Here is an 18,860-nt window from a genome sequence, read left to right as displayed (position 1 = left end):
TATGCGATCGTCGGCAGCGTCAGAGGTGTATAAGAGACAGGCCCGTCAAGTTGCCGGCGAGTCTCCAGCGCCTGGCGTTCGCGTTCGGCAAACTCGCCAAGGGGCGCCACCAGCAGTACACCGCCCTCTCGCCGCTGTCCGAGCCCCTTGCTGCGCAGCACCAGTTCCAGAGCCTGCTCGCGCGGTACCTGTTGCAGACGCAGGGTGATATTGCCCTTCACGGAATCACTGGCGACCAGGTTCAGGCCGGAAAAATCAGCGATGATCTGCAACGCCGCACGGACCTCGATGTCCTGGAAATTCAGGGAAATCCGCTCATCGCCAGCGCCGCGGGCCCCTGCCTCCAGAGGCAGTTCGACGACCGCTTCACTCCGCGCGGGCAAAGACCGCTCGGCTGTGCTCGACAAGGCGGTGGACGGCGACAGGGCCAGCAGCACCAGCAATGAGTACAGGCCGGAAACACGCCTGCAACGCACACGCCGTGCAGCGTTCGTCTTCATGGCCGCACCGCCAGTAGCAGCCGACGCGTCCTTTGCTGCCAGCCCCCGGCTCCGTCCGCAAGGATTTCCACCAGTTCTATCGCCCCCTCCTCGATCGCCACGACCCGCCCATGGTCACGCCCCAGATAATCGCCAAGCCCGACACGATGAACCGCGCCATCAGCCTTGATCAGCCCATAACGCCCCGCCTTTGCGGACAGCGATCCAACCATGCTGAAGGCGGTGATATCGAAACCTTCGAGCGGGTTCCCGGCCCGCCGCGCATCCGGACGAAATACCCAGCCTCCCGGCTCATGCCCGTTATCGGCGGCGCGCTGGAATGGATCGCGCCGGGTCGACGCCGTGTATGTAAAGCCCTCGTACGCGGCGAAGGCCGGCAAGGCCGCCACGGCGGGCCCTGGCCGCATGCGGACCTCATCCATGAAAAGCCGCAGGTCGTCCGTCTGCGCTTCGCCATCGCAGCCGCCAAGCACCAGTATCAACAGCAGGCTTCCTCGCCTCATCGGTTCCCCTCCTTGTCGCGGTAACGGTAGGTTCTGGCCTGGATGCCCATGCGCAACCCGGCAGCGGACGACGCATCCGCTGCCACCTCGAAATCGTGCAGGGTCACCATGCGCGGCAACCTGGACAATTCGCCGAGGAAAGCCGCGAGGCCGTGATAAGTACCGACCAGCCCCATGCGGATCGGCTGTTCGATATGGAAGGCATGCACGGTTTCAGGCAGCAGCCGGATGTCCTCGAACAACACGCCATGCGCCTGCCCGGCACGATCCATGTCCTCCAGCAAACCCGTCATTTCGTCTTCGCCAGGCCATTGCCGCAACAAGTCGGCCAAGGCCGCCTGCAATTCGAAGACCTGCTCACGCTGCCTCTCCAGGCCAGCGGCCTGGAATGCCTTAGTGGAGAACTGCTCGCGTAGCGAGCTTTCCTGCGACCGGGCCTGCCGCAGTTGTGCGCGCAGTTCGTGCAGGCATAGCCAATCCCCCAGCAGCAACGACACCAGCAGCAGGCACAGCGCACAGATGCCCTTGGCGATCACAGGCCAGTCCTGCGCACGTTCCAGCTCCAGCGCGGAGAAATCGAACTCGCGCATCCTGGCCAGCGGAGGTAACGGCTTCATGGCGCACCGTCCTGGGCAAGGGGCTCGGGAAGAACCGGCGCGATGACGAGCCGGAAGCGGCTGGTCCGCCCCGTCGTACTGTCGCTACGCACTTCACTCAGTAGAGGGGATGCCAGCCAGTCCGACTCGCCCAGGTTGCGTATCAGCCTGGAAATATCCTCGGTCGACCCGGCGCCCCCCTCGACCGCCAACACACCATCCTTCATCGTCAAGGCACTGAGATGAACGCCATCCGGCAGGGCCAGGAGCAATTGCTCGAATACCCGTCCAGCGACGGGGCGCCCATGCCGCAGGCGCTGGATGAACTGCACGCGTTCCAGCAGCGACTGACGTTCGCGCCCGAGGATTGCGACCTCGCCGACCCGCTCATCCAGCAGGGCAATCTCGCGTAGCAGATAGGCATTGCGCGCGTCCTGTATTTCCACGGCAGTGGAAAAATACCGGACGCCAAGCCCAATGGCTGCCATGGCCAGCAGCAGCGCCGCCATCAGCAACCCGAGCAAGCGCCTGCGCCGCGACTGGCGCAGGCGCTCCCGCCAGGGCAATAGATTGATACCCGCCATCAGCGGAGCCCCCCAAGCGCCAGCCCACAGGCAAGCAGCAAGGCCGGCGCTATCTCCGCCGGCACCCGCCCACCGCTCCGCCCGTCCGGCGACATCCCCAGGAAAGGGTCGACCACCCCTGTCGCCATGGCGGAGCGCCGCTGGAGCAATGGCGCCACCCCCGGAACGGTCGCAGCGGGACCGGCCAGCCATATCCGCCCGATCGCCTGCGGCGGTCCGGAAGCCTGGAAGAACTGCAAGGCCCGCAGGCTCTCAGCAACCATGAAAACGGCGGGGTCCCGCGGACCATCGCTCGGCAAGCGCTCGTCGAAATACTGCTCGCGGGAATAGCACACGTATCCATCGTGCAATACATCGAGTCGCAGCATGTCCGTATCGACTTCCAGCAGCGCCACGGCGTCTCCCGGCGGCAGCCGACACGACAACAGGCGGTACACCCGTTCGATGGCACAGGGTTCGATGTCCACCGCCCTGGCCCGCAGGCCAGCCAGCGCCAGGGCGGCCTCGCGGCTTTGCACATGCTCCCGGCGGCAGGCGGCCAGGAACACCGAAACCCGCCCGGGATCATGCGCCGTGCGTTCACGCACCTCGAAATCGATAGCGACATCTTCCAGCGGATAGGGAATGTGCCGGTTGGCTTCGAGGCGCAATTGCAGGTGCATTTCCTCATCGCCCAGTCCTGCCTCCATTTCCAGGGTTCTGGTAACCACCGCCGCGCCACAGACCGCTACCACCGCCGAGGCCGCCCGGATTCGCACCCGGGCCATTGCCCTCGCCAGCGCCGTGCCAACCAGCGCCGGATCGCGGATCTGCCGCCGCACCACCGCCCCGTCGGCGAGCGGCTCCATGGCCCAGGCCTCCAGGCGGTGGCCAGCGCCATGGCGACTCAACTCGACCAGCCTGACCGAGGTCGAGCCGATATCTATACCCAAGGCGGTCACCGCCTTCCTGCCGAACAACCCTGTCATACCGTACTCCTCGACCCATCCCTGGTGGCATCAAGCCATGCCGCCGTTCCGTAACGACCATTCGAAAAATCCCCGGAGGCTGTGAATCCGGACGGAAAGCACGGGCGGCCCACCCGCTTCCCATCCAGCCTCCGGCTTTCCAGCGCTCTTTTCGGCTCTATTGCCGCACATGGCACGATCGCCCCGGCACTACCCGGCATTCATCGCCGGGGCCCTGAAAAAACGCGTATAATGCGGGCCGTTGCGCCCATGCAGCCCCTGCGACAGCGGCCCGTCCCTCCACCTGAATTCAAAGACTCTCTGATGCGTTTTCTGAAGTTCTTACTGTGGTCGTGCGCCACCCTGTTCTTTGGCCTGCTGCTCTGCCTGAGCGGCGCCTTCCTGTACCTGAGCCCCAGCCTGCCCTCCGTGGATGCCCTGCGCAGCATCCAGTTGCAGATTCCGCTGCGGGTCTACAGCAGCGATGACAAGCTGATCGCCGAGTTCGGAGAAATGCGCCGCTCGCCGATCCGCTTCGAAGACATTCCCCCGGACTTCATCGACGCTCTGCTGTCGGCCGAGGACGACAATTTCGCCAATCATTATGGCGTCGATGTCAAAAGCCTTATGAGAGCTGCCACACAATTATTGAAAACAGGTCAGATCCAGACCGGTGGCAGTACCATCACCATGCAGGTGGCGAAGAACTATTTCCTGACCAGCGAGCGCAGCTTCTCGCGCAAGATCAACGAAATCCTGCTGGCCCTGCAGATCGAGCGGGAACTGAGCAAGAACGAGATCCTCGAGCTGTACGTCAACAAGATCTACCTGGGCAATCGCGCCTACGGCATCGAGGCCGCCGCCCAGGTCTACTACGGCAAATCGATCGACCAACTGAGCCTGGCGCAGCTCGCCATGATCGCCGGCCTGCCCAAGGCGCCCTCGTCCTTCAACCCGCTGGTCAATCCGGCCCGCAGCAAGGAGCGCCGCGACTGGATCCTCACGCGCATGCAGCGCCTCGGCAAGATCGACGAAACCCGCTACCAGCAAGCCCTGGCCGAACCCGTGGACGCCACCTACCATGGCGCGACCCCGGAACTGGACGCCGCCTATATCGCGGAAATGGCCAGGGCCGACATGGTCGGTCGCTTCGGCAGCGAGGCCTATACGGACGGTTACCGGGTATACACGACCATCGACAGCCGTCGCCAGGAAGCGGCCAACCAGGCCTTGCAGAAGGGCCTGATCGAATACGACCAACGCCACGGCTATCGTGGGCCGGAAGCACGCCTCGGTGAACTTCCGCGTGAGCAATGGCCCGGCAAGCTCGCCGGGTTTCGCAGCCTGTCCGGCATGCATGCGGCAGTCGTCAGCGCGGTCGCCGCCGATCATATCCAGGTGCTGACCCGCGATGGCAATGAGCACCGGGTCGCCTGGGACAGCATGAAATGGGCACGCCCGCACCTCAACAGCAATAGCATGGGACCGCGCCCGCAGCGCCCTGCCGACGTGGTCAAGAGCGGTGATGTCGTGCGTATCCGCTGGCAGCAGGAGCAGCCCCTGTTCAGCCAGGTGCCACAGGCCCAGGCCGCGATCGTTGCGCTGGCTCCGGGTAATGGCGCCATCCAGGCGCTGACGGGCGGTTTCTCGTTCGGCCAGAGCAATTACAACCGCGCCATCCAGGCCAAGCGCCAGCCCGGTTCCAGCTTCAAGCCCTTCGTCTATGCGGCGGCGCTGGATGCCGGCTTCACCGCCGCCAGCCTGGTCAACGACTCGCCGATCGTCTTCGTCGAGGAGGGCATGGACCGCGTCTGGCGTCCGAAGAACGACAACAACACCTTCCTCGGCCCGATCCGCATGCGCGAAGCGCTGTACAAGTCACGCAACCTGGTGTCCATACGCCTGTTGCAGACCATCGGCATCGACTACGCGATCAAATACATCAGCCGTTTCGGTTTCGCGCCCCAGGACCTGCCACGCAACCTGTCCCTGGCCCTGGGCACCGCCACGCTCACGCCGATGGAAATCGCCACGGGCTGGAGCACGTTCGCCAACGGCGGCTACAAGATAGAGCCCTACCTGATCCAGCGCGTGGAAGACCGTCAGGGCCAGGTGGTATTCGAGGCCGATCCCCGGCAGGTCCCCCCGGCCTACGCCACGGACGAGGATGAAGAACCGGTCATCACCACGTTCGCCCAGATTGGCGGCGCGCCCCTGGAAGAGCACAGGCCGCTACGCCATGCCGAGCAGGTCATCGACGAACGCACCGCCTATATCATGACCAGCATGCTGCAGGACGTGATCACTCGCGGTACCGGGCGTCGCGCCCTGACGCTGGGCCGTTCGGACCTGGCCGGCAAGACCGGCACCACCAACGACTCCATCGACAGTTGGTTCTCCGGCTACAACGCCGACCTGGTCACCACCGTATGGGCCGGCTTCGACCAGCCGCAGAGCCTCGGCCGCAATGAATATGGTGGCACGGTGGCCCTGCCGATCTGGATCGACTTCATGGGCAGCGTACTCAAGGGGCAGCCGGAACATCTCCCCGCCGAGCCGGCGGGCCTGCTGACGCTGCGGGTCGATCCCGTCAGCGGTCGTGCCGCCACCGCCAATACGCCGGATGCCTATTACGAAGTATTCAAGAGCGAAGACTCGCCTCCCCCCATGAGCGAGTTCGAACCTGGCTACCAGGCCCCGGGCAGCCCGCTGCCGTCCAGCGAAGAGGCGCCGCTGGATCTGTTCTAGGCTGCAAGCTGCAAGCTGCAAGCTGCAAGCTGCAAGCTGCAAGCTGCAAGCTGCAAGCATAATCAGGGTGAAAGGCGCTTTGAAAACCCTGTCAAGCCTTTGCTTTTGCGCTTTTGCCTGCAGCCAAGCAAAAACACCCCGCACGAGCCATCGTGCGGGGTGTTTTCGTTCAAGGGGAAGCTCAGGCCTGGATCGAGGTCTTGAGCTTGTTCATGGCGTTTTTCTCCAGTTGCCGGATACGCTCCGCCGAGACGTTGTACTTGGCGGCCAGGTCGTGCAGGGTCGCCTTTTCCTCGCTCAGCCAGCGCTGCTGGAGGATGTCGCGGCTACGCTCGTCCAGCCCCTCGAGGGCCTCGTACAGGCCGGAACTGGAGCTGTCGCTCCAATCGGAGTCTTCCAGTTGCCGGGCCGGGTCATAGCGGTGGTCTTCCAGATAATACGCAGGCGCCTGGAAGGCCCCTTCATCATCGGCATCGGCTGCCGGGTCGAAGGCCATGTCGTGGCCACTCAGGCGGCCTTCCATCTCGCGCACCTCGCGCGGCTCGACGCCCAGGCTGTCGGCGACGCGCAGGACTTCATCGTTGCTAAGCCAGGTCAGGCTCTTCTTCTGGCTACGCAGGTTGAAGAACAGCTTGCGCTGGGCCTTGGTGGTCGCGACCTTGACGATGCGCCAGTTACGCAGGATGAACTCGTGGATCTCGGCCTTGATCCAGTGCACGGCAAAGGAGACCAGGCGCACGCCCATTTCCGGGTTGAAGCGCTTGACCGCCTTCATCAGGCCGACGTTGCCTTCCTGGATCAGGTCGGACTGCGACAGGCCGTAACCCGAGTAGCTGCGTGCGATATGTGCGACGAAACGCAAGTGGGCCAGCACCATCTGACGGGCGGCCTCGAGATCCTGCTGATAGAAAAGACGCCCCGCCAGCTCACGCTCCTGCTCGACCGTGAGCAGCGGGATGCTGTTCACCGCCTGCACATAGGCATCCAGGTTGGCACCCGGAACCAGAGCGTGAACAGGTTGCAGAGAAGTTGTCATGCAGTTCCTCCAGATGTGAAGCTGCGGTAATTTCGGTACTGCGAATAAGACTGTAAAAAGCGCCGGAAGTGCCATTCAGACGAAACCGGCGCCAGGAAAATTAACCAATCGGCTAGCGTGGCGCAAGCTCTCGGAGGTGGCGCGCCACAGCCAGCCAGGCACCGATATAACCTAGTAATAATGCGCCGAGTACCAGGGAAAATCCATCGCCGGCTGGCACGCCCGCCAGGCCGAAGTCACTGCCGTAGAGCCCCGCCAGGTTCACCACCGCCTCGTTCAGCCAGCCAAGCCCGTAGGCCAGCAGCAGCCAGGCGATCAACCCGGCGCCCAGGCCATAGAGCACGCCCATGTAGAGGAAGGGGCGCCTGACGTAGCCGTCGGTGCCGCCCACCAGTTTGACCACCTCGATCTCGGTGCGGCGGTTTTCGATATGCAGGCGGATGGTATTGCCGATCACCAGCAGCAGCGTGGCCACCAGCAATACCGTCAGGCCGAAGACGAACCTGTCGCCCAGGCGCAGGATGGCCCCCAGGCGCTCGACCCAGACCAGATCGAGCTGGGCCTGCTGGACGCCAGGCAGCTCCGCCAGGGTCTGGCGCAATGCTTCCAGGCGCTCCTTGTCGACTTCGTCCGGCGTGACCAGTATCACCCCCGGCAACGGGTTGTCCGGCAGCTCCTTGAGCGCCTCGCCCAGCCCCGACAACTGCTGGAACTCCTCCAGCGCCTGCTCGCGGCTGACCCACTCGGCCTCGGCCACTCCCGGCATGCCGGCGACCTCGCCACGCAAGGCCTGGCCGGTGGCGGGCGTGACATCCAGTTTCATGAAAACGGATATCTGCGCCGCGCGCTGCCAGGAACCGCCCAGGCGCTCGATATTGTCCAGCAGCAGCGCCAGCCCCATCGGCAGGCTCAGGGCCACGGCCATCACCAGGCAGGTGAACAGGCTGCCAATGGGGTGTTTGAGCAGACGGCTGACGCTGTCCACCAGGCTGGCGCGATGGCTTTCCAGCCAGGCGCGCAGCAGTGTGCCGAAATCCGGATCGTCCACCGGCTTGTGTACGGTCTGCGTCGGCGCGCCTCCGGCGCGTTCGGTGCTCTTGCCATCGGGGTTGCGTGTCGCGCTCATCAGCCGGCCTCTCCATCGCCGATCAGGCGTCCGCGTTGCAGGGTCAACATGCGATGGCGCATGCGTGCGATCAGCGCCAGGTCATGGCTGGCGATCAGTACCGTGGTACCCAGGCGGTTGATGTCTTCGAACACCCCCATGATCTCGGCCGCCAGGCGCGGGTCGAGGTTGCCGGTCGGCTCGTCGGCCAGCAGCAGAGCCGGGCGGTGCACCACGGCGCGGGCGATGCCGACACGCTGCTGCTGCCCGGTGGACAGATCGGACGGGTATTGCTCAGCCTTGTCCTTCAGGCTGACCCGCTCCAGCGCCGTCAGCACGCGCTTGCCGATCTCGTCCTTGGACAGGCCGAGAATCTGCAATGGCAGCGCCACGTTGTTGAAGACGGTACGGTCGAACAGCAACTGGTGGTTCTGGAACACCACGCCGATCTGCCGGCGCAGGAAAGGTATCTGGGCATTGCTGATACGCGACAGGTCCTGGCCGGCCAGCAGCAGCTTGCCGGAAGTCGGCCGTTCCATGGCCAGCAGCAGACGCAGCAGCGTGCTCTTGCCAGCGCCGGAGTGGCCGGTGACGAACAGGAACTCGCCGCGCTGCACGCGAAACGACAGCTCATGCAGCCCGACATGCCCGTTGGGATAATGCTTGGCGACCTGGTCGAAACGAATCATGGGCGCTCAGGCCTCCCGTTCGGCGAACAACGCCGACACGAAGGCATCGGCCTCGAAGTCACGCAGGTCGTCGATCCCTTCGCCAACGCCGATGTAGCGGATCGGCGTACCGAACTGCTGGGCCAGGGCGAAGATCACACCGCCCTTGGCGGTACCGTCGAGCTTGGTCAGGGCCAGGCCGGTCAGGCTGACGGCCTGGTTGAACTGGCGGGTCTGGTTGATGGCGTTCTGCCCGGTACCGGCATCGAGCACCAGCAACACTTCATGGGGCGCGCTGTCATCCAGCTTGCCGATCACGCGGTGCACCTTCTTCAACTCCTCCATGAGATTGTCCTTGGTGTGCAGCCGACCGGCGGTGTCCGCGATCAGCACATCCACAGCCCGCGCCCTGGCGGCCTGCACCGCATCGAAGATCACCGAGGCGGAATCGGCGCCGGTGTGCTGGGCGATCACGGCGATATCGTTACGCTCGCCCCACACCTGCAACTGTTCGACGGCGGCGGCACGGAAGGTATCGCCAGCGGCCAGCATGACCTTCTTGCCTTCCTGCTGCAGTTTCTTCGCCAATTTGCCGATGGTGGTGGTCTTGCCCACGCCATTGACGCCCACCACCAGGATCACATAGGGCCGCTTGTCGAGGTCGATGCGCAAGGGCTGCTCGACCGGCCGCAACAACTCGGCCAGCTCCTGCTGCAAGGCCTTGTACAGGGCGCCACTGTCGGCAAGCTCCTTGCGTGCCACGCGGCGCGTCAGGTTCTGCATGATGACGCCAGTCGCCTCGACCCCGACGTCGGCGGTAAGCAGGCGCGTCTCCAGCTCCTCGAGCAGATCGTCGTCGATGGCCTTCTTGCCGAGGAACAGGCTGGCCATGCCTTCGCCGATGCTGGCGCTGGTCTTCGACAGCCCCTGGCGCAGGCGCGCAAAGAAGCCGGGACGGGCTTGAGCAGGCACGTCTGGCTCTGGCTCTGGCTCTGGCTCTGGCTCTGGCTCTGCAACAGGATCGGGGCTGCGGGGCGAATCCTGCAATGCCTCGGCAGGCACTACCTCGCCGGGAAGCTCCTCGCGCCCCGCGTCGCTAGGTGCGACAAGCGTGTCATCATCCCGCTCGACCTGAGCGGGCAGCGTATCCACAGCGACCTGGGGCTTCTTGCGCAGCCAGCCGAACAGGCCCTTCTTTTCGCCAGCCTCGGCCGGCGTCTTCTTATCGTCGTTGGAACCAAACATGGAGAAAGCATTCTCAAGGAGTCGAAATACCGACGGCCATACCGTCGGCCAAATACTGCGTATCCTAGCACCTCATTCGCCGCCAGGGCCAAAGCATCGGTGGGGGGTGATCGAAGGGCCGAAAAGAGTGCAGGAGGCTGGAAAGCCCGGACGGAAGCACGGTTTGTCACTTGCGCTTCGTCCAGCCTTGAGCCTCCAGCGCTCTTTTCGGCTCGATCGAGGGCTTTGCCTGATCCCTCCACGCCAGTACCATGGCCGGCGCCTGTTTCCACCCGTCGCTACAGTCTTCATAGATCAAAGAGTCCCCGCCATGTTCCCGATGCTCCGCCGCGCCACGGCCCTGATGCTGGGTGTGCTTCATATTCCACTGATGGCCGCCACCGATGCCCAGCCCACCCACGAGTTCCAACTCGACAATGGCCTCAAGGTCATAGTGCGGGAAGATCACCGTGCACCGGTGGTGGTTTCCCAGCTCTGGTACAGGATCGGCTCCAGCTACGAGACGCCGGGCAACACCGGGCTGTCCCATGCCCTCGAGCACATGATGTTCAAGGGCAGCGGCAAGCTCGGCCCCGGCGAAGCCTCGCGCATCCTGCGCGAACTGGGGGCGGAGGAAAACGCCTTCACCAGCGACGACTACACGGCCTATTACCAGGTCCTGGCCAGCGACCGCCTGGAAGTCGCTTTCGAGCTGGAGGCCGACCGCATGGCCAGCCTCAGGCTGCCTGCCGACGAGTTCGCCCGCGAAATCGAGGTGATCAAGGAAGAGCGCCGCCTGCGCACCGACGATCGCCCCAGCTCGCTGGCCTTCGAACGCTTCCAGACCCTCGCCTACCCGGCCAGCGGCTATCGCACGCCGACCATCGGCTGGATGGCTGATCTCGAGCGCATGAGCATCGCGGACCTGCGCGCCTGGTACGAAACCTGGTACGCACCGAACAACGCCACGCTGGTAGTGGTCGGTGATGTCAGCCTGGAGCACGTCCGCAACCTGGCCAAGCAATACTTCGGTCCCATCGAAAAACGCCCGCTGCCCCAGGGCAAACGCCCCCTGGAACTGGCTGAACCGGGCGAGCGGCGGCTGAAACTGCACGTCAAGACCCAGTTGCCCAACCTGATCATGGCCTTCAACGTGCCTTCCCTGGCAACCGCCGGGGAGGCACGCCAGGTGCATGCCCTGCGCCTGATCTCGGCGCTGCTCGATGGCGGCGCCAGCGCCCGCCTGCCAGCGCAACTGGAGCGCGGCGAGGAACTGGTGACCGGCGCCTCCGCCTGGTACAGCGCCCACACCCGTGGCGACAGCCTGTTCGTCCTCAGTGCAACGCCCAACACACAGAAGCAGCGCACCCTGGAAGAGGTCGAAGCCGGCCTGTGGCGCCAGCTCGAAGCGCTCAAGCAGACGCCGCCCTCGGCACAAGAGCTGGAACGCGTGCGTGCCCAGGTCATCGCCGCCCTGGTCTACGAGCGTGATTCCATCACCCAGCAGGCCAGGGCCATCGGCCAACTGGAAAGCGTCGGGCTGTCCTGGAAGCTCATGGACGAAGAACTGACCGCCCTCGGCTCCGTCACCCCCGAGGACATCCGCAATGCCGCCCGTACCTACTTCACCCCCAACCGCCTGAGCGTCGCCCATGTTCTGCCCGAGGAAGCCCGCGATGAATGAAGCAAACCGTCTGCGCCGGCCCCTGGCCCTGTTGCTGCTGACCAGCCTGATCGGCCTGGCCGCCTGCAAGCAGGAAGCGACGCCGGAACCGCAACCCGCGGCAACCGTCGAGCAGGCGCCGCGCCTGCAATCCCTCGCGGCCCTCGACGACCAGCCACTGCCGCGCCGCCAACTGGAAATCCAGAGCTGGCGTACCGAAGAAGGCGCCCGGGTACTGTTCGTCGAATCCCGCGAACTGCCGATGTTCGACCTGCGCCTGACCTTCGCCGCCGGCAGCAGCCAGGATGCCGGTACGCCTGGGCTGGCGCTGTTGACCAACGCCATGCTCGATGAAGGCATCGAAGGCCGCGACGTGACCGCCATCGCCCAGGGCTTCGAAAGCCTTGGCGCCAATTTCGGCAATGGCGCCTACCGTGACATGGCCATCGCCAGCCTGCGCAGCCTGAGCGCTAAAGACAAACGCGAGCCGGCCCTGGCACTGTTCACCCAGGTCGTCAGCCAGCCGACCTTCCCCGAAGCGGCCCTGCAACGCATCCAGAATCAGCTACTGGCCGGCTTCGAGTTCCAGAAACAGAACCCCGGCAAGCTGGCCGGCCTGGAGCTGTTCCGCCAGCTCTATGGCGAACACCCCTACGCACACCCCAGCGACGGCACGGAGGACTCCATCCCCGCCATCGGCATCGACCAGTTGCGCGCCTTCCACACCCGGGCCTACAGCGCTGGCAACGTGGTCATCGCGCTGGTCGGCGACCTCGACCGTGGGCAGGCCGAAGCCATCGCCGCACAGCTATCCAGCGCCCTGCCCAGCGGGCCCGCACTGCCCCCGCCACCGCCCCCGCAGTCACCCAAACCGGGCCTGCACGCCATTGAATACCCCTCCAGCCAGAGCCACCTGATGCTCGCCCAGCTCGGCATATCCCGTGGCGACCCGGACTACGCGGCGCTCTACCTGGGCAACCAGATACTCGGCGGCGGCGGCTTCGGCACCCGGCTGATGGAAGAAGTGCGGGAAAAACGCGGCCTGACCTACGGCATCTACTCGGCCTTCAGCCCGATGCGCGCCGATGGCCCCTTCATGATCAACGTGCAGACCCGCGCCGAACTGGCCGACGGCACCTTGAAACTGGTCCAGCAACTGGTGCGCGACTTCCTTGCCGAAGGCCCGAGCGAGGCCGAACTGCAGCGCAGCAAACGGCAGATCGCCGGTAGCTTCCCGCTGTCCACCGCCAGCAACGCCGATATCGTCGGCCAGTTGGGCAGCATCGGCTTCTACGACCTGCCACTGACCTACCTGGAAGACTTCATGCAACAGATCCAGGCGCTCAGCGCCGATCAGGTCAAGGCAGCGATGAACCGCCATCTCGACGCCGACGACTTCGTCATCGTGCGTGCCGGCCCGACGGTGCCGCAGCAACCCTTGCCGCCGCCGGCCAACGGCCCGCGCGAGCAACCCTCCGGAGTGCCAGGGCACTGATGAGCAGACAACCCAAACGCTCCGTTGCGCCCCCCCATCCCGGCAGGGGCGAGGGCCAGTTGCGCATCATCGCCGGCGAATGGCGCTCGCGCCGCTTCGGCTTCCCGGATGCCGAGGGCCTGCGCCCGACGCCCGACCGCGTGCGCGAGACGCTGTTCAACTGGCTGGCGCCCTACCTGCCGGGCGCCAGTGTGCTGGACCCCTTCGCCGGCAGTGGCGCACTATTCCTGGAGGCACTGTCGCGTGGCGCCAGCCGCGCGCTGGCGCTGGACCTCAACACCAATGCCATCGCCAGCCTGCGCCATCACCTGCAGACCCTCGATTGCGGCAATGGCCAGGCGCAACAGGACGATGCACTGCGCTACCTTGGCCTCGCCGCCGACAACACGTTCGATCTGGTATTCCTCGACCCGCCCTTCAACCGCGGCCTGCTGCTTCCGGCCTGCGAACGCCTGGAGCACAACGGCTGGCTGGCAAAGGACGCCTGGATCTATACCGAAAGCGAAAGCGCCCCCTCCGGCCTCGGCCTACCCGCCAACTGGCGCCTGCACCGCGAGAAAAAGACCGGCAACGTGCACTACGCCCTGTGGCAGCGCTCGGCACCAGAGCCGGGCTAGAAATGCCCGGGCCAACGTTCACGCCCTGCCCCATGCGGCTGTCCGAGGCCGGATTCGCACAATCGACCCTGCCCACCCGCCTGTGCGACTACCCCGACTGGCACCTGGGCCGCGAGCGCTATGGCGTCTGGATCATCGAGATCGAGTCGCCGGCACTGCTGGCCTATATCGACAAGGCGCGCCAGCAGATCGCGGACCTGCTGCATCCGCAATATCGGCGCCAACCCCATGTCACCCTGTTCGTCTGCGGTTTCGAGCAGCCTCAACACCACCAGCCCGACGACTTCACACCCCAGGCATTGCAGGCGCAGATCGCCAGCCTGAAGCCCCTCGCCCCATCGGCATTCGAGTTGTACGCCAGCCACCTGGACAGTTTCGCCAGTGCGGTATTCATCGCCGTGGAAGATCCCCAGGCCAGCCTGGCGCCGCTACGCCAGGCACTGGGCCAGGGCCATGAGGAAATACGCTACGCCCCCTATGTGCCGCACCTGACCCTCGGCCTCTACCGGCAGCGCATCGACGCCCAGGCATTGCGCCAGCGCCTGGGCGCCCTTCCCGCGCCACCCTCGACACCCTTCCGGGTCAGCCGCCTGCTCTATTGCACCTATTGCGCCCAGGAACTGTTCGGCCCCCTCTCGGAGCGCTATCGCATGGAACTGCCAAACACCTCGAATAGCGGCATCCATGCACTGTAGAGCGTGCCGTGCGCACCTGAACGATTAGCGCCGACAGCGGTACGCACGGCCAGCCATTGCATCCCGCGTGATACTTGATCGTTGGCACGGCAGGAGCGGGCAAGCCCGCGCCTGAAATCGGGACAGATCTCCCAGGGTAATTCGCGCGACCTTCCTGCTTATGCCTGTCGGATTTACCTCGCAGCGTTCCGTGCAAGTATTGGGCTTTGCCAATCATGGCTACCTTACCCCGCTACGCCGCCTCTATCCGCTTCCTGTTCGTCAGGCCAGCATTTTGCCTTCGGCTTCCTTCAGATTCGCAGTCACCCACGACACCCTTGCCGTCCAGCTAACACTTCCCCTTGCCGGGTGTGTAGAGGACTTTCACCTCCAAGTCACCAACGAGGCCACCACAGCCAAGCTGGTTGCGCTCACGCGCAACGCGCCATGCCTGGCGCACAATAAAAAGGCCGCTCGACAGGAGCGGCCTTTGGGCAGGACAAGACCGATTACAGCGGCTTGCCGCGATTGCCATGCCGGCTGACGAAGGCCTGTACCGTCGCCAGGTCGTTGGCCAGCACCGTGCACCGCTCAGGCCGATCGAACAGATCGCTCAGATGCGCCGGCAGCTCCAGCTCCCTGCCGATGCCGGCCTTCTCCACCGCATCGGGGAATTTCACCGGATGCGCGGTGCCGAGGATCACCATGGGAGTGCTCAGGCTGCGGCGACATTCACGAGCTGCACGCACACCGATGGCCGTATGCGGGTCGAGCACCTCGCCAGTCTGCGCGAAGACTTCGGCGATGGTGCGGCTGGTCTGCTCGTCGTCCACCGCCAGCGAGTCGAACAGGCGCCGGGCTTCATGCCAGATGCCATCGTCCACCGACAGCTTGCCGCTGCTGCGAAAATCGCTCATCAGTTGCGCCACGGCGGCACCGTTGCGGCCATGCAGGTCGAACAGCAGGCGCTCGAAGTTGGACGACACCATGATATCCATGGACGGCGACAGGGTCGGGTGCAGGGTGTCCTTGTCGTAGCGGTTACCGGACATGAAGCGGTGCAGGATGTCGTTGCGGTTGGTGGCGACCACCAGTTGGCTGACCGGCAGGCCCATGTTGCGCGCCAGGTAGCCGGCGAAGATATCGCCGAAGTTGCCGGTCGGCACCGAGAAGGCCACCGAACGGGCCGGCGCGCCAAGCTGGATGGCGGCATGGAAGTAGTAGACGATCTGGGCCATGATGCGCGCCCAGTTGATCGAGTTGACCGCCACCAGGCGCGTGCCCTTGAGGAAGCCCTGATCGGCGAAGCTGGCCTTGACCATCTCCTGGCAGTCGTCGAAGTTGCCTTCGATGGCAATGTTGTGGATGTTGCCACCGAGGATGGTGGTCATCTGCCGGCGCTGCACCTCGGACACACGGTTGTGCGGGTGCATGATGAAGATATCGACGTTGTCGCAGGCCTTGCAGCCCTCGATGGCCGCCGAACCGGTGTCGCCGGAGGTGGCGCCCATGATCACCACGCGCTCGCCGCGCTTGGCCAGTATATGGTCGAGCAGCCGTCCCAGCAGTTGCAGGGCGAAGTCCTTGAAGGCCAGGGTCGGGCCGTGGAACAGCTCCAGTACCCATTCGTTGCCGTCCAACTGGCGCAACGGCGCCACCGCGTCGTGGGCGAAGACCGCGTAGGTTTCCTCGAGAATCCGCTTGAAGTCGGCATCGGCGATACTGCCGGCGACGAAGGGGCGCATCACCCGGAAGGCCAGTTCGTGATACGGCAGGCCCGCCCAGGAGGCGATCTCCTCGACGGTGAAGCGCGGCAGGTTCTCCGGCACATAGAGACCGCCATCGCTGGCCAGGCCGGCCAGCAGAACATCTTCGAAATTCAGGATGGGCGCCTGGCCACGGGTACTGATATAGCGCATTTTCTGCAAACCTTTGGTTCGAGCTGCAAGCTGCAAGCCGCAAGCCGCGAGTAAAGGCAGTACTGCCTTCGCTTCGCCGCCTGGCGCTTTCCCCTGCCGCGGTTTCAAGTTCAGAGCGCCAAGCCCGAGTGAATGCCCTATGTGCTTGCAGCTTGACGCTTGCAGCTTGTGGCTGCTTTTCAGTTCAGTTGTTCGACACGAATCCGCACGACCTTGCCGGCCACGCCTTCCAGGGCTTCGAGCGCGCGGATGGCATCGTCCATATGCTCTTCGCGCACACGGTGGGTGACCAGGATCATCGGCACCAGGCCATCCTGTTCTTCCGCCTCTTTCTGCATGATCGACTCGATGTTGATGCCACGTTCGGAAAGGATCGCCGCGACCTGGGCCAGCACGCCGGGATGGTCCTTGGCATGGATGCGCAGGTAATAGGCGCTCTCGCTGCGACCGATGGGCAATACCGGATGATCGGACAACACGTCCGGCTGGAAGGCCAGGTGCGGCACACGGCTCTCCGGGGAGCAGCTCAGCGCCCTGGCGATATCAACCACGTCCGCCACCACCGCCGAGGCCGTCGGCTCCATACCGGCACCGGCACCGTAGTAGAGGGTGGAGCCGACCGCATCGCCATTGACCATCACCGCGTTCATCACGCCATTGACGTTGGCCAGCAGGCGGTCGGCCGGGATCAGCGTCGGGTGCACACGCAACTCGATACCTTCCTCGGTACGCCGCGCCATGCCCAGGTGCTTGATGCGGTAGCCAAGGGCCTCGGCGTAGTTGACATCGTCGGTGGTCAGTTGCGTGATGCCTTCGGTATAGGCCTTGTCGAACTGCAGCGGGATACCGAAGGCGATGGAGGCGAGGATGGTCAGCTTGTGCGCGGCATCGATCCCCTCCACGTCGAAGGTAGGATCGGCCTCGGCATAACCGAGCGCCTGGGCTTCCTCGAGCACGTCATGGAAATCCCGGCCCTTCTCGCGCATCTCGGTGAGGATGAAATTACCGGTGCCGTTGATGATACCGGCCAACCAGTTGATGCGGTTGGCCGACAACCCTTCGCGCAGCGCCTTGATCACCGGGATGCCGCCGGCCACCGCGGCTTCGAATGCAACGATCACGCCTTTCTCCCGGGCCTTGGCGAAGATTTCGTTGCCGTGTACGGCGATCAGCGCCTTGTTCGCCGTCACCACATGCTTGCCCTGCGCGATCGCTTCCAGTACCAGATCGCGGGCAACGGTATAGCCGCCGATCAACTCGATGACGATATCGATCTCGGGGTTGCGAGCCAGCTCGAACACATCGTTGGTAATCGAAACGCCCTGGGTATCGCATTTGCGGTTGGTATCGCGAGCAGCGATCTGGGCGACTTCGATACCGCGTCCGACACGACGGGCAATTTCCTCGGCATTGCGTTTGAGTACATTGAAGGTGCCGCCACCAACGGTCCCCAGTCCACAGATGCCTACTTTCACCGGTTTCAAGCTGAACCCCCATTCACACAGGCAAGTGGCCGGAGCGACCGACCAGATAAAAAGAGCCGCACATTACGAAGCACGATGGCTTTAGTCAATTGCCGCCCGCAGGCGGCGGCAGTCGCGTATCAGCGGGCCGAAAGCGCCAGTTCGGCCAGTTGTGGCGCCGGCTGGTAGCCCGGGATCATCTGCCCATTGGCCAGGATGATGGCGGGCGTCCCCTGCACACCGGCCATCTGCCCCAGTTCATACTGCTTGGCGATCGGATTGTCGCACTGCAGCTCGGGAATGCTCTCGCGCGCCTTGGCCTTGTTCATCGCCGCCTGGCGATCCTTGGCGCACCAGACGCTGGCCAGCGCTTTCGCCCCGGGGCTGCCGAGCCCCTGGCGCGGGAAAGCCAGGTAGCGCACCTCGACCCCGCGGCGATTCAGCTCCGCGACTTCACTGTGCAGTTTCTGGCAATAGCCGCAATCGGTATCGGTAAAGACGGTGATATGGGTCTTTGGCGACTTGGGCGCGAAGATCACCATCTCCTTCTCGGGAATGGCATCGATGGTCCTGGCCAGCGCTTCGCTCTGGGCCTTCTCGGTCAGGTTGCTGGCCTGCCCGTCCTTGAACTGGAACAGATAGCCCTGGATCAGGAACTGCCCATCGGCACTGGCATAAAGTTGCCGGCCGCCATCGAGCTGGACCTGGTAGAGACCGTTCATCGGGCTCTCGGCGATGCTCTCGATCGCCAGGTCGGGCTGGACCTGGCGCAGGGTTTCGCGAATCGCCTGGTCAGGCTCGATGGCAAGCGCCAGGCTGGCGGCCGAGAAGGCCAGGGCTGCGGTCAGGACGGCTGGAAACAAGCGCATGAAGGCTCCGCTGAAGGCTATCGGACAGGAAACGAAGCCTAACATAGCCGGCAGCTTATTGCCGTAGGCCGCGCTGTGCGCACAGCGCGATCACACGATGCCATTACTCACCGGCAAGGTGCTTCGATAAAAGCGCTGGAGGCTGGAAAGCTGGACGAAAAACACCGGTTGCCGCGCCCTTTCGTCCAGTCTCAAGCCTTCCAGCGCTGCTTCCGGCTGTTTGCCGTGCATAGCGCGAGCGCCCTGGCT

Annotated in this window: 17 protein-coding genes and 1 pseudogene; 5 read left to right on the top strand and 13 right to left on the bottom strand. The window is 64.4% G+C overall.

Features of this window, described 5'->3' with window-relative positions; all coding sequences use genetic code 11:
- From DNJ95_RS19720 to pilM, 5 genes and pseudogenes are all read right to left on the bottom strand, one after another.
- A pseudogene (locus DNJ95_RS19720) lies at window positions 1-500 on the bottom strand (hypothetical protein); the annotation flags it as partial.
- Entirely contained in the window at window positions 497-1,003 is a 507-nt protein-coding gene (locus DNJ95_RS16665; protein WP_131185859.1) for a pilus assembly protein PilP, read from the bottom strand. The pseudogene DNJ95_RS19720 and the gene DNJ95_RS16665, both read right to left, overlap by 4 nt.
- Window positions 1,000-1,620 carry a type IV pilus inner membrane component PilO gene (locus DNJ95_RS16660; RefSeq protein ID WP_131185858.1) on the bottom strand — a complete coding sequence of 207 codons (621 nt, stop codon included), beginning with the start codon at window positions 1,618-1,620 and terminating at the stop codon, window positions 1,000-1,002. The genes DNJ95_RS16665 and DNJ95_RS16660 overlap by 4 nt, the downstream gene beginning before the upstream one ends.
- A complete protein-coding gene (locus DNJ95_RS16655) occupies window positions 1,617-2,183 on the bottom strand; it encodes a PilN domain-containing protein (RefSeq protein ID WP_131185857.1) in 567 nt (188 codons plus the stop codon). The genes DNJ95_RS16660 and DNJ95_RS16655 overlap by 4 nt, the downstream gene beginning before the upstream one ends.
- On the bottom strand, window positions 2,183-3,151 hold the full coding sequence (gene pilM / locus DNJ95_RS16650; protein ID WP_131185856.1) for a type IV pilus biogenesis protein PilM: 969 nt from the start codon (window positions 3,149-3,151) through the stop codon (window positions 2,183-2,185). The genes DNJ95_RS16655 and pilM overlap by 1 nt, the downstream gene beginning before the upstream one ends.
- A gap of 303 nt (window positions 3,152-3,454) precedes the next feature.
- Between pilM and DNJ95_RS16645 the strand changes: the two genes are divergently transcribed.
- On the top strand, window positions 3,455-5,878 hold the full coding sequence (locus tag DNJ95_RS16645; protein WP_131185855.1) for a penicillin-binding protein 1A: 2,424 nt from the start codon (window positions 3,455-3,457) through the stop codon (window positions 5,876-5,878).
- 181 nt (window positions 5,879-6,059) lie between these two features.
- Here DNJ95_RS16645 and rpoH read toward each other — a convergent pair whose 3' ends face one another.
- The 4 genes from rpoH to ftsY all read right to left on the bottom strand — a co-directional run bounded on the left by rpoH (window position 6,060) and on the right by ftsY (window position 9,932).
- Window positions 6,060-6,914: an RNA polymerase sigma factor RpoH gene (gene rpoH, locus DNJ95_RS16640; protein ID WP_131185854.1), complete on the bottom strand. Its 855-nt coding sequence runs from the start codon at window positions 6,912-6,914 to the stop codon at window positions 6,060-6,062.
- 112 nt (window positions 6,915-7,026) lie between these two features.
- Window positions 7,027-8,040 (bottom strand): permease-like cell division protein FtsX, encoded by a 1,014-nt coding sequence (ftsX, locus tag DNJ95_RS16635; protein ID WP_131185853.1) that lies wholly within the window; start codon window positions 8,038-8,040, stop codon window positions 7,027-7,029.
- Complete coding sequence (gene ftsE / locus DNJ95_RS16630) at window positions 8,040-8,708, bottom strand: cell division ATP-binding protein FtsE (RefSeq protein ID WP_131185852.1); 669 nt, start codon at window positions 8,706-8,708, stop codon at window positions 8,040-8,042. The genes ftsX and ftsE overlap by 1 nt, the downstream gene beginning before the upstream one ends.
- Before the next feature lie 6 nt (window positions 8,709-8,714).
- On the bottom strand, window positions 8,715-9,932 hold the full coding sequence (gene ftsY / locus DNJ95_RS16625) for a signal recognition particle-docking protein FtsY (protein WP_131185851.1): 1,218 nt from the start codon (window positions 9,930-9,932) through the stop codon (window positions 8,715-8,717).
- Between the two features lie 310 nt (window positions 9,933-10,242).
- On the opposite strand from ftsY, the gene DNJ95_RS16620 reads away from it, so the two are divergent.
- Genes DNJ95_RS16620 through DNJ95_RS16605 form a run of 4 tightly spaced genes read left to right on the top strand, consistent with a single transcriptional unit; the run spans window position 10,243 to window position 14,381 of the window.
- Window positions 10,243-11,595: a M16 family metallopeptidase gene (locus tag DNJ95_RS16620; RefSeq protein ID WP_131185850.1), complete on the top strand. Its 1,353-nt coding sequence runs from the start codon at window positions 10,243-10,245 to the stop codon at window positions 11,593-11,595.
- Window positions 11,588-13,069: a M16 family metallopeptidase gene (locus DNJ95_RS16615; RefSeq protein WP_131185849.1), complete on the top strand. Its 1,482-nt coding sequence runs from the start codon at window positions 11,588-11,590 to the stop codon at window positions 13,067-13,069. Before DNJ95_RS16620 ends, DNJ95_RS16615 begins: the two co-directional genes overlap by 8 nt.
- Complete coding sequence (gene rsmD, locus DNJ95_RS16610; RefSeq protein WP_131185848.1) at window positions 13,069-13,686, top strand: 16S rRNA (guanine(966)-N(2))-methyltransferase RsmD; 618 nt, start codon at window positions 13,069-13,071, stop codon at window positions 13,684-13,686. The genes DNJ95_RS16615 and rsmD overlap by 1 nt, the downstream gene beginning before the upstream one ends.
- Window positions 13,687-13,718: 32 nt before the next feature.
- The gene (locus DNJ95_RS16605; protein WP_165491658.1) at window positions 13,719-14,381 is read left to right on the top strand and encodes a 2'-5' RNA ligase family protein; all 663 of its coding nucleotides are present in this window, start codon (window positions 13,719-13,721) and stop codon (window positions 14,379-14,381) included.
- A gap of 488 nt (window positions 14,382-14,869) precedes the next feature.
- On the opposite strand, the gene thrC is transcribed toward DNJ95_RS16605, so the two are convergent.
- The 4 genes from thrC to DNJ95_RS19250 all read right to left on the bottom strand — a co-directional run bounded on the left by thrC (window position 14,870) and on the right by DNJ95_RS19250 (window position 18,842).
- Window positions 14,870-16,279, bottom strand: coding sequence for a threonine synthase (thrC, locus tag DNJ95_RS16600; RefSeq protein ID WP_131185846.1), 1,410 nt, complete (start codon window positions 16,277-16,279; stop codon window positions 14,870-14,872).
- 179 nt (window positions 16,280-16,458) lie between these two features.
- Window positions 16,459-17,763 (bottom strand): homoserine dehydrogenase, encoded by a 1,305-nt coding sequence (locus DNJ95_RS16595; protein WP_131185845.1) that lies wholly within the window; start codon window positions 17,761-17,763, stop codon window positions 16,459-16,461.
- Between the two features lie 119 nt (window positions 17,764-17,882).
- Entirely contained in the window at window positions 17,883-18,611 is a 729-nt protein-coding gene (locus DNJ95_RS16590; protein ID WP_131185844.1) for a DsbC family protein, read from the bottom strand.
- 90 nt (window positions 18,612-18,701) lie between these two features.
- On the bottom strand, window positions 18,702-18,842 hold the full coding sequence (locus tag DNJ95_RS19250; protein ID WP_165491657.1) for a hypothetical protein: 141 nt from the start codon (window positions 18,840-18,842) through the stop codon (window positions 18,702-18,704).
- Window positions 18,843-18,860 lie beyond the last annotated feature (18 nt).

It is taken from the genome of Stutzerimonas kirkiae (genome assembly GCF_004327335.1).
Lineage (GTDB): Bacteria > Pseudomonadota > Gammaproteobacteria > Pseudomonadales > Pseudomonadaceae > Stutzerimonas > Stutzerimonas kirkiae.
This window is presented reverse-complemented; position numbering and strand designations above follow the sequence as displayed.